Source organism: Brochothrix sp. (assembly GCF_017549435.1).
Lineage (GTDB): Bacteria > Bacillota > Bacilli > Lactobacillales > Listeriaceae > Brochothrix > Brochothrix thermosphacta.
Map to the genome: position 1 here is coordinate 1 of NZ_JAFYUW010000027.1, position 9,946 is coordinate 9,946.

10 protein-coding genes are annotated in these 9,946 nt (G+C 37.6%); all 10 read left to right on the plus strand.

Going from position 1 to position 9,946, the window contains the following annotated elements; genetic code table 11:
- Positions 1-354: 354 nt before the first annotated feature.
- Positions 355-1,533 (plus strand): DUF4097 family beta strand repeat-containing protein, encoded by a 1,179-nt coding sequence (locus IKV95_RS01670; protein WP_069125953.1) that lies wholly within the window; start codon positions 355-357, stop codon positions 1,531-1,533.
- A 13-nt stretch (positions 1,534-1,546) separates the two neighbouring features.
- Positions 1,547-1,786, plus strand: coding sequence for a PspC domain-containing protein (locus tag IKV95_RS01675; RefSeq protein WP_029090833.1), 240 nt, complete (start codon positions 1,547-1,549; stop codon positions 1,784-1,786).
- A gap of 22 nt (positions 1,787-1,808) precedes the next feature.
- Complete coding sequence (locus tag IKV95_RS01680) at positions 1,809-2,159, plus strand: phage holin family protein (protein WP_069118814.1); 351 nt, start codon at positions 1,809-1,811, stop codon at positions 2,157-2,159.
- A gap of 229 nt (positions 2,160-2,388) precedes the next feature.
- Positions 2,389-3,327 carry an HPr(Ser) kinase/phosphatase gene (gene hprK, locus IKV95_RS01685; protein WP_036026849.1) on the plus strand — a complete coding sequence of 313 codons (939 nt, stop codon included), beginning with the start codon at positions 2,389-2,391 and terminating at the stop codon, positions 3,325-3,327.
- Between the two features lie 30 nt (positions 3,328-3,357).
- Positions 3,358-4,179, plus strand: coding sequence for a prolipoprotein diacylglyceryl transferase (lgt, locus tag IKV95_RS01690; protein ID WP_029090830.1), 822 nt, complete (start codon positions 3,358-3,360; stop codon positions 4,177-4,179).
- Positions 4,180-4,444: 265 nt separating this feature from the next.
- Positions 4,445-5,920, plus strand: coding sequence for an NAD-dependent succinate-semialdehyde dehydrogenase (locus tag IKV95_RS01695; protein WP_029090829.1), 1,476 nt, complete (start codon positions 4,445-4,447; stop codon positions 5,918-5,920).
- 145 nt (positions 5,921-6,065) lie between these two features.
- A complete protein-coding gene (locus IKV95_RS01700; protein WP_106786654.1) occupies positions 6,066-7,583 on the plus strand; it encodes a tetratricopeptide repeat protein in 1,518 nt (505 codons plus the stop codon).
- A gap of 56 nt (positions 7,584-7,639) precedes the next feature.
- Positions 7,640-8,599, plus strand: a complete 960-nt coding sequence (gene trxB / locus IKV95_RS01705) for a thioredoxin-disulfide reductase (protein WP_029090827.1) — start codon at positions 7,640-7,642, stop codon at positions 8,597-8,599.
- Between the two features lie 322 nt (positions 8,600-8,921).
- Positions 8,922-9,512, plus strand: coding sequence for a hypothetical protein (locus IKV95_RS01710; RefSeq protein WP_287451344.1), 591 nt, complete (start codon positions 8,922-8,924; stop codon positions 9,510-9,512).
- A gap of 176 nt (positions 9,513-9,688) precedes the next feature.
- A partial coding sequence (locus IKV95_RS01715) for a DUF2599 domain-containing protein (RefSeq protein WP_287451345.1) occupies positions 9,689-9,946 on the plus strand: 258 nt, incomplete at its 3' end.

Sequence of the window (9,946 nt, forward strand, 5' to 3'; positions counted from 1 at the left end):
GTGGTACTCAATTGCTTACGCAATCTCCGTCCCATACTGTCATTGTAAGCTCATGTCTTCGCAACAATGTCAGCAAAGGATTGGTACTCAATTGCTGGCACAATTTCCGTCCCATACTGTCATTGTAAGCTCATGTCTTCGCAACAACGTCAGCAAAGGATTGGTACTCAATTGCTGGCGCAATTTCCGTCCCATACTGTCATTGTAAGCTCATGTCTTCGCAACAATGACAGTAGCAAGTCCGATACGAAAATCAACCTTAGGTCCTATGACAAAAAAGCTGTTGTGCTTGATAATAGAGTTATAAGAGAGAAGACCTCTCATAATAAATAGAGGCAGACAGGGGCGATTATAATGGAGAATGAAAGAAAACGAATTTTAGAATTTGTGAAACAAGGTGTAATTACGACAGAAGAAGCGCTTGTTTTATTAGAGAATATGGCTAAAAAAGAGGGCGCAACTGTTGCTGAAGAAAAAGTGAACCGTACAGATTCACAAAACCAAGAGCAAAATAAGCGTACGGAACCGCAAAATGGAAAAGCTCAATCACAATACAAACGTAATGATTCCAATGAATGGGAGCAACATAAAGAACAATCTACAAAAGAAACGTCCGAAGGTACTGACTGGAATCGTATGGGTGACCAAATTGGTAGTTTCATGAATGATGCATTCAAACAATTGAAAGAAGTGGCGGTACCTTTTCTGAAACCAGCTCGCTTAGAACGTCATTTTGTATATAACAAACCAACTGCTTCTAATATTACACTCGATGTTTTTAATGGGCATGTTGAGGTTGTTGAAAGTGATAATGAAGACATCCATCTTTTTGTCAAAGCGCAAAACTATAAACCAATTAAACAAGAAGATATGGAAAGTTACTTTTTCAAACAAACAAGTTTACAAAATGATGACGATAATTTTGTGTTTAAATCACCTTCGAAAGGGATCCGTGTGGATGTTGTTTTACAATTACCAGCGGGTAAATATGATTTGATTTCAGTTAAAAGCTTGAATGGTAATATTTCTATTAGTGAACTTAGCTGTAATGATTTATTAGCAAAATCAACGAACGGCAACATTATTATAGGTAAATTGGATGCGACAGATGCAGAAATTCAATCAGTTAATGGTGAATTACGCATTGATAAAGCAACATTGCGTCAAATTGAAATGACTACTGTTAATGGGCCGATTCATTACACAGGTGATTCTAAACAAGTTGAATTACAAACTAAAAACGGTTTGATTAATGCCCGCATTGAAGGTATTGATACAGAAGAAGCGAAGATCCGCACAACGGCAGGTACAATTAAAGTTGCCGTACCTAATGACATCGGTATTGATGGCGATATCCGTTCGAACTTTGGTAAGATTCAATTAAATCTCTCGGATTTTGATATTTTACAAGACGAGAAAGATAAAGTGAAAAAACATACCATCTTTAGTAAAATGCCTGTATCACCAGGTAACATTACACTGGTGTGTGATAGTTCAGCCGGTAATGTTCAAATAGAAGAATATAGAATATAGGAGAGTGGCAAATATGAGTAAAAAATTAACTAAATCACGTAGTGATCGTAAACTAGCAGGTGTATGTGGTGGCTTAGCAGCTTATTTTAATATTGATGCAACGATTGTACGTCTAATCTTTGCTATTGGCGCCTTGTTTAGCTTTGGAACATTATTACTTATCTACATTGTGTTATACTTTGTATTACCTGATGAAACGGCAGGCAATACATATCGTTCAAGTACAGAAGACGAAGCCAATAAATCATGGTAAAAGATAAAAAGGAGTGAGCAATATGAAATGGTTAAGTGGGATTGTTATTAATGCCATCGTGTTTATCGCCATTGCAGGATTCACTCAAAGTTTCCATGTGGCATCGATATGGGTTGCACTTGGTGCAAGCTTTGTTCTAGCAGTGCTAAATATATTACTAAAACCAATTTTAATTATACTAACACTGCCAATTAACTTTTTAACACTCGGTTTTTTCACCTTTGTTATTAATGCGTTTTTATTACAATTGACATCAAAAATCGTAGGTAGCAGTGCTTTCCATATCGATACCTTTGGGATCGCTCTTCTAATCGCAATTGCGATGACAATTGTAAATATGGCAATCAGTTCGGCGTTTAGAAAAGAAGTTTAACAGTAAGCAGACTTCTGCAAGATTAGTAAGCAGGCACTATAAGCAAGGTGTAACGACCTAAATGAGTGTTTGTCTTCAGTCTGAAGCAGTGAATCGCATAAGCGGTCCACTGCTTTTTTTGCTATTAATGTAACGCTGTCATTAGTCAGAAAGCTCAACAAATGGTAAACTAGAGAAAAAGAGCGAAAGAGGTGACAGGTTTCAACGAAGTATCGTTGAGCCGTAAATTATGGTAGAACCAAGTGTAACTGTAGAAGCCTTATATGAAAACATGGATTTTAAATTATTAGCAGGAGAAAAAGGATTAAATCATGAGGTGCAAGTCAGTGATTTATCACGTCCAGGCCTTGAATTATCAGGTTTTATGAACTACTACCCAGAAGACCGTATTCAATTATTTGGGATGGCTGAAACATCCTATTTAGAAAATTTGACAAGCGCTGAAAAAACAGTGCTATTTGATAAATTATGTACGCCGCGCACTCCCGCGTTTGTCATTGCGCGTAGCTTACCGGCGCCACAAGAATTAGTAGATATTGCCAATGAACGTGGTATTCCCGTTTTAAGTTCAAAACTGAAAACAACGCGTTTATCAGTGTATATTACGAACTTTTTAGAAACTGAGTTGGCACCTATATCGACAATGCATGGTGTACTTGTTGATATTTATGGTGTGGGTGTTCTCATTCGTGGGAACTCTGGTGTAGGCAAAAGTGAAACGGCATTGGAATTGGTTCAGAGAGGTCATCGTTTGGTGGCTGATGATTCAGTTGAAATCCGTCAACTTGATGGCATTACTTTAATTGGACGTTCACCTAAGTTGATTGAACATCTTTTGGAAATTCGTGGTTTAGGTATCATCAATGTGATGGATCTGTTTGGTGCAGGTTCAGTACGACCAGATAAAAAAATCTCATTGGTGATTGAATTAGAATTATGGGATGCACAAAAACAATACGATCGTGTGGGCTTAGAAGAACATACGACGGGGATTTGCGATGTTCAAGTTCCTAAAATTACAGTGCCTGTACGTCCAGGACGAAACCTTGCTGTCATCATCGAAGTTGCCTGTATGAATTTCCGTTTGAAACAACTGGGAAATAATGCGGCGCGTAAATTTACAGATAGTCTAACACAAGAAATCCAAAGTAAAAATAACAATAACTAATAATCAGTTAAACACTAACGAGGTGAAATTATGACAGAACCACTTAATCCAATTGCATTACAAATTGGTGGATTAGCTATTCATTGGTACGGCATTATTATTGCATCAGCAGTAGTCATTGCTTTTTTATTAACGATTCCTGAAGCTAAAAGACAAAATTTTGATCATGAAAAATTTATTGATTTACTTATTTGGGCAATCCCGCTGGCAATTATATCGGCTCGTATATATTACGTGGCCTTTGAATGGTCATACTACAGTCAACATCCAGGCGATATCATCAAGATTTGGGAAGGCGGTATCGCTATATACGGCGCTTTAATCGGAGCTGTTGTGACTGCTATTATCTTTACGCGTATTAAGAAAATTTCTTTTTGGCAAATTGTTGATATTGCAGCGCCATCCCTGATTATTGCCCAGGCAATCGGTCGTTGGGGAAACTTTATGAATCAAGAGGCATATGGAGAAGCCGTATCGCGTACTTATTTAGAAGGTCTACACTTGCCAACGTTTATAATTAACCAAATGAACATTGAGGGCGTTTATCACCACCCAACTTTCCTTTATGAATCACTTTGGAGCATTGTCGGTTTTATCGTCTTGTTGGTTATCCGTCGCTTGTTACCACTCAAAAGCGGTGAAGTATTTATTAGTTATGTGATTTGGTACTCATTTGGACGTTTCTTTATCGAAGGAATGCGAACAGATAGTTTAATGCTCGATATTTTTGGAGCAGATTTACGTGTATCGCAAGTATTAGCGTTGTTATTAGTACTTGGTGGCATTGGTTTATGGGTGTATCGTCGTTTGACGAACAAAAACTTGCCTTACTACAAAGATGCTGAACGTTAATACCACTATTTTCTTTACAACTGTACTGAAAATTATCTTTAGACAGACGTGCTTTCTATTTATCAACCGTTGATTTTTATAGGCGGATAATAAGATGAAGCTTTTCTGATGAACGATCATAGAATTATTTTCAGCTCAAGCCCCAGAGATATTCTGTGGGCTTTTTTTTAATTGTAGGGTGGTTTCTATAGGTTGGATTCATTTAGTTGTTTTGTTCAAAGTGTTACAATTAGAGTGAATCATCAATCAGAGGAGGGTGTTTTTAATGGATAAAACTAAAATCGAAACGCTGATAGAGGAAGTCCCGAAAGGGTTATTTATTAATGGCCAATGGCAAGAAGCTGATGGTGGAAAACAGACAGAAGTAATTAACCCAGCAACAGGGCAAGTGATTGCTCATGTAGCAAATGCGGGTGAAAAAGAAACCGAACAAGCGATTACAGCAGCTGAAAAGGCCTTTCCGAAATGGTCTGGTTTAACAGCCGATGAACGTGGCGCGTGGTTACATAAAATGGCTGACGCAATTCGTGGTGCAGCAAAAGATTTAGCGGTCGTGATGACCATTGAACAAGGGAAACCATTAAATCAAGCCGAAGCGGAAATTTTATCTGGTGCCGCTTGTCTGGATTGGAACGCAGAAGAAGTGAAACGTTTGAAAGGTGAAACAATTCCAGGGCCAACTGGAGAACTCTTACTTGTGCAACATGAACCTTTGGGTGTCGTCGCAGCAATTACGCCATGGAATTTCCCATCGGCAATGATTACACGTAAAATGGCACCTGCAATTGCTGTAGGGAATACAGTGGTACTAAAACCATCGCCAGAAACACCGTTATCAGCGCTTGCATTAATGGCGTTGTTTGATAAAATTGGATTGCCTGCGGGTGTTGTAAACATTGTAACAGGTGATGCAAAAGCAATTGGTGGTGTATTAACCGCAGACAATCGTGTGCGTAAATTAACGTTTACTGGTTCGACTGCAGTGGGTAAAATGTTATTTGCGCAATCAGCAGATACGGTTAAAAAACTATCATTGGAACTGGGTGGTCATGCGCCGTTTATCGTATTCGAAGATGCAAATGTGGATAAAGTAGTCGCTGATTTAGTAGCGGCTAAGTTTAGAAATAACGGTCAGGTATGCACATCCCCAAATCGTATTTTTGTTCATGAATCAATTCAAGCGACATTCACTGAAAAATTAGTGTCTGCAGTAGAGCAAGTTAAAATCGCTAACGGTTTAGATGAAAATGCCAGCGCAGGTCCACTTATTCGTGAAGATGCGATTGAAAAAATTGATAAGCAACTTGATGATGCTAAAGGAAAAGGTGCAAAAATTCTTAGCGGTGGTGAACGTTTAACCGGTGCTGAGTTTGACGATGGTTATTTTTACAAACCAACTGTGATAACAGGTATTACAAAGGAAATGGCTATTTTCTATGAAGAAACCTTTGGCCCGGTATTACCGATTATTACATTTAATGAAGATGATGAAGTGATTGAAGCGGCTAACGATACACTGTACGGTTTAGCAAGTTACTTCTATACGAATGATATTGGTCGTATCGCTGAAGTTGGACGCCGTTTACAATATGGTATGGTTGGTGTCAATTCAATCAATATCTCATATCCACAAACACCGTTTGGTGGCGTGAAACATTCTGGTTTCGGTAGAGAAAATGGTGCACAAGGATTGTCTGATTATATACAAGTCAAATTTTTAAATATTACCTATAAAAAATAAAGAGTCTAAAATTAATAACAGGTATATAGCTCTGCTGTAGTAGGTTCCCTGTTTTATCTTTTTATTGGCGTTTGTTCGTCTGTTGCAGAGGGTAAAATATGATATACTTACATACGGAAATAAGAGAAGTGAAAGGAGTGCAGATATGCCTGAATCAGATTCAACGCGAATACATTTTTTAAATCCTACGCCCGAATTTTATTTTGCTAAAGGTACGAAAGCTTTTGAACAGAGTGACTTGCCGGCAGCGATTAAATATTTAACGCGTGCAGCAGGGTTAGCCCCTAAAAACACGTTGATCATCTGCCAACTTGCAATCTGTTACACTGAAAATGGTGAATGTGAAAAATCAAACGAGCTACTAAGTGACGCATTAAAAATAGAGTATAAACCTTATTTTTATTATTTTATGGCGAATAACTATGCCTATTTGGCAAATTTCAAACAGGCAATCTACTATTCAAGACGTTATCTTCAAGAGAAGCCACGTGGTGAATATGCAGGGCCTGCCCGAGAATTAGTTGCGGTTTTAGAGGAACGGTTTGAAGCGGAGCAACAAGATGAAGCAGTTAAACCACTCGTTAGAGAGAGCACGCCGTTGGAGAGACAACAACAAGCAGTTGTAGATCAAGTCGAAAGTTATGTGAAAGAAGGTTATGTGGATAAAGCCGTCCGTTACTTGGAAACGGCAATGTTGACAGAAACCTTGCCGATATATGCACTAGAATTAAGTGTATTATATTATCGGAACAATCGAAAATCCGAAGCAGAGGCACTGATTGCTGGTGTTGAAACAGCATACGAAGGTCATTATTTAGCACGATGTCATCGGGCAATTTCAGCGTATTACAGCGGTGATTGGCAGTTGTTTCAAAGTTACGTGACACAGTTGGAAGCAATTTATCCATTTACAAGCCATGAGCAGTTGCAATATGCGATTGTTAAAACGTTGGCGAAAGATTATGAGGGTGCTCTAGCTATTTTCACAAAATTAAATGAAAATATTGGTGCACATCGCAAATTTTATTTTTATGCTTCTAAAGCAGCTTTTTATTCTGGAAATCAAGCGTTGGCAGATTATTATTGGCAACAATTCGGTAACTATGATACGACCGAACCCTATGCTAATATTTGGCGTGAAATGAGTGATGACAATATAATTGAGGCGGATGCTCAACTAATGTTTTCACTGCTGAACAGCACAGAACAAGCAGACCGTTTAATGGCGTTGATGCTGGTTCATTTGACGAAAAACAAAGTGGAAGCTTTATTGTTTTCGTATCATTTTACACCTGGCTTTTTCACGGAAATGGAAAAAGGCTTTTATGCAGATGCTTCTATAATAACTAATTCAAAGCAAACATTGGCTTATAAAAATGGTGGTTTCACCAAACAAGTTGCTTTAGCTTTGAGTGCAGAAGGTTGTAAAGTTACACGTGAAACAATTGATGTCTATAAGCTTTTGTTCAGATTTACAACTGAGCAAACAGAAAAAGGTATTATCTGTCAGGAAGAAGACCAAGAAGCTTTAGTTGCGGCATTACTTCATGAAAATCAGCAAAAGATGGCAGATAAATTAACCAAAAGAACACTGATAAAACGTTTTGGTGTTACGCAAGGGCAGTTAAATAAATATATAAAGAAAATACAAGCATATAAATAGACTCATCCACTAGAAATAATTAGTATAGAGATATGAAGTTTAAGAGGAGGATGACTATGTCAACCGAAGAAAAAGTATATGATGTTATTATTATTGGTGCAGGACCAGCGGGAATGGCTGCGGCACTTTATGCTTCTCGTTCAGAATTAAGTACATTAATGATTGAACGTGGTGTGCCAGGCGGTCAAATGGTTAACACTGCAGAAGTTGAAAACTATCCTGGTTTTGGTAATATTACTGGGCCAGATTTATCAACAAAAATGATGGATGGTGCTAAACAATTTGGTGCTGAATATGCCTATGGCGATATTAAAGGTATCGAAGATCACGATACTTATAAAATTGTAACAGCAGGTAAAAAATCATTTAAAGCACGTGCTGTTATTATTGCAACAGGTGCAGAACACCGTAAAGCTGATGTTGCAGGTGAAGATGATTATAGTGGACGTGGTGTATCATATTGTGCAGTATGTGATGGTGCCTTTTTCAAAGATCAAGAATTGATTGTTGTCGGTGGTGGAGACTCTGCTGTCGAAGAAGGAACTTACTTAACGCGTTTCGCAAGCAAAGTAACAATCGTCCATCGTCGTGATAAATTGCGCGCATCACCACTTATTCAAAAACGTGCCTTTGATAACGAAAAAGTAGATTTCGTATGGAATCATACGATTAAAGAAATCAAAGGTGATGATAAAAAAGTATCATCAGTTGTTCTTGAAAGTACGACAGATGACACCACTCAAGAAATAAATGCTTCAGGTGTATTCGTTTATGTTGGGATTATCCCGTTAACAGAACCATTTAAAGATTTAGGTATCTTAAATGAAGAAGGTTACATTAAAACAAATGCAAACATGGAAACAGAAATTCCAGGTATCTTTGCAGCCGGTGACGCACGTGATACAAACTTACGTCAAATTGTTACTGCAGCAGCCGATGGCGGAATTGCTGGACAATTCGTGTTGAAATACCTTGAAGAATTGGAAGAACGTGTAGCAGAAACTGCAAATAATTAATGAAAATAACGTTAAACCCGTTCAGAACGGATTAAATGTGAGAAAACACTATTTTGACATTCTTTGTCAGGATAGTGTTTTTATTCGAAAATCAGTAGAATTAGTTATTTATGCGGCTATCTTTTAGGGCTGTCAGACTGAAGAAAAGTAGTAATCCATCGTATCGTGGTTTGCTGCTTTTTTTTATTTGTATTTTAAGGTCAGAAATCCCTTTTTAAAACAATTTTAAGCTTATAAAAAAGCTATAATATTGTCGTAAGTGTTTTTGGAATAATACTTACGCTATTGAATAAATAATAGTAGTAGAAAAAGGGGGAGAAAAATGAAAAAAATAGTGATTACTTTATTATGTACCACTTTAATCTTGACGAATGTTGTTATGATGAATAGTGAGGTACAGGCAAGCGAAGACGGAACAGTGTTGTTTGAAAAGGGGATAGTCGATGAGCTATCACCCCAACCATTGGTAAATGTAGCAATTGAAGAAAAAAACGAACGATTTATTGCTGAAACAGATGAATCGCAAGTAACGATACCTAAAGATATGGAAGAACCCGCTATCTTAAGTGATAATGAAGAAGGTCAATCACTCAGTATGCAGGTGAATCTTGACGAAAAGCAAAATGAGACGATTTCAGCCGAGGATACCGTTGTTTATGAAACAAAAAACACGAGTTTAGGTATAGATGCGTTCGATGGAGGCCTAAGGCACACCTATGTGATGGAAAATAAAGAGGCACCCAATACCTTTGAAGTTAAATATGATGCAGATAATATATCGCACCCTGAGTTGTCTAAAGATGGAGAAGGTAAAACAGATGGTTCGATTCTGATTTACGATAAAGCGGGTGAAACATTAGCGGCTTTAGATATTCCTTGGGCTAAAGATGCTAATGGTAAGGATGTTTGTTGACACCGTTGCGAATTCATTCGCTTATGGAGGTAATATGGGACGGAGTTTTCCTGAGAAAATGAGTACCATTCCTTATTAATACAGTTAAACAAGTTATTAAAGTAACGGATGAAGTTGTTTATCCAGTCGTCGCAGATCCAACAACATTTACAACATATTTTTCTAGCGGTAAGTGGATAGTTCGAGGTAAAGGTAAATATAATAGAAGTCTTTCATTGGTTCCTAAAGCAAAATTAAGAGCATCAGGCGCGTTTTCTTTTTCTTTACCATTTGTAGTATTGTCCAATGCGGTTGCAAGAGATTCTTGGAATAAGGTGTATAATAAATATAAAAACAGTAAGCATTGGGAAAAAACAACTGGGATGAAGAATCAATATATGTGTCATTTTAATTTTGTTTGGGGGAGATCAGCCTTTAACTTAGAACCTAAGAGA

Coding starts and splice junctions, on each gene's coding strand:
- IKV95_RS01710 (WP_287451344.1), top strand. CDS start 8,922: ATGAAAAAAATAGTGATTACTTTATTATGTACCACTTTAATCTTGACG.
- IKV95_RS01675 (WP_029090833.1), top strand. CDS start 1,547: ATGAGTAAAAAATTAACTAAATCACGTAGTGATCGTAAACTAGCAGGT.
- IKV95_RS01700 (WP_106786654.1), top strand. CDS start 6,066: ATGCCTGAATCAGATTCAACGCGAATACATTTTTTAAATCCTACGCCC.
- lgt (WP_029090830.1), top strand. CDS start 3,358: ATGACAGAACCACTTAATCCAATTGCATTACAAATTGGTGGATTAGCT.
- IKV95_RS01680 (WP_069118814.1), top strand. CDS start 1,809: ATGAAATGGTTAAGTGGGATTGTTATTAATGCCATCGTGTTTATCGCC.
- IKV95_RS01670 (WP_069125953.1), top strand. CDS start 355: ATGGAGAATGAAAGAAAACGAATTTTAGAATTTGTGAAACAAGGTGTA.
- IKV95_RS01695 (WP_029090829.1), top strand. CDS start 4,445: ATGGATAAAACTAAAATCGAAACGCTGATAGAGGAAGTCCCGAAAGGG.
- trxB (WP_029090827.1), top strand. CDS start 7,640: ATGTCAACCGAAGAAAAAGTATATGATGTTATTATTATTGGTGCAGGA.
- hprK (WP_036026849.1), top strand. CDS start 2,389: ATGGTAGAACCAAGTGTAACTGTAGAAGCCTTATATGAAAACATGGAT.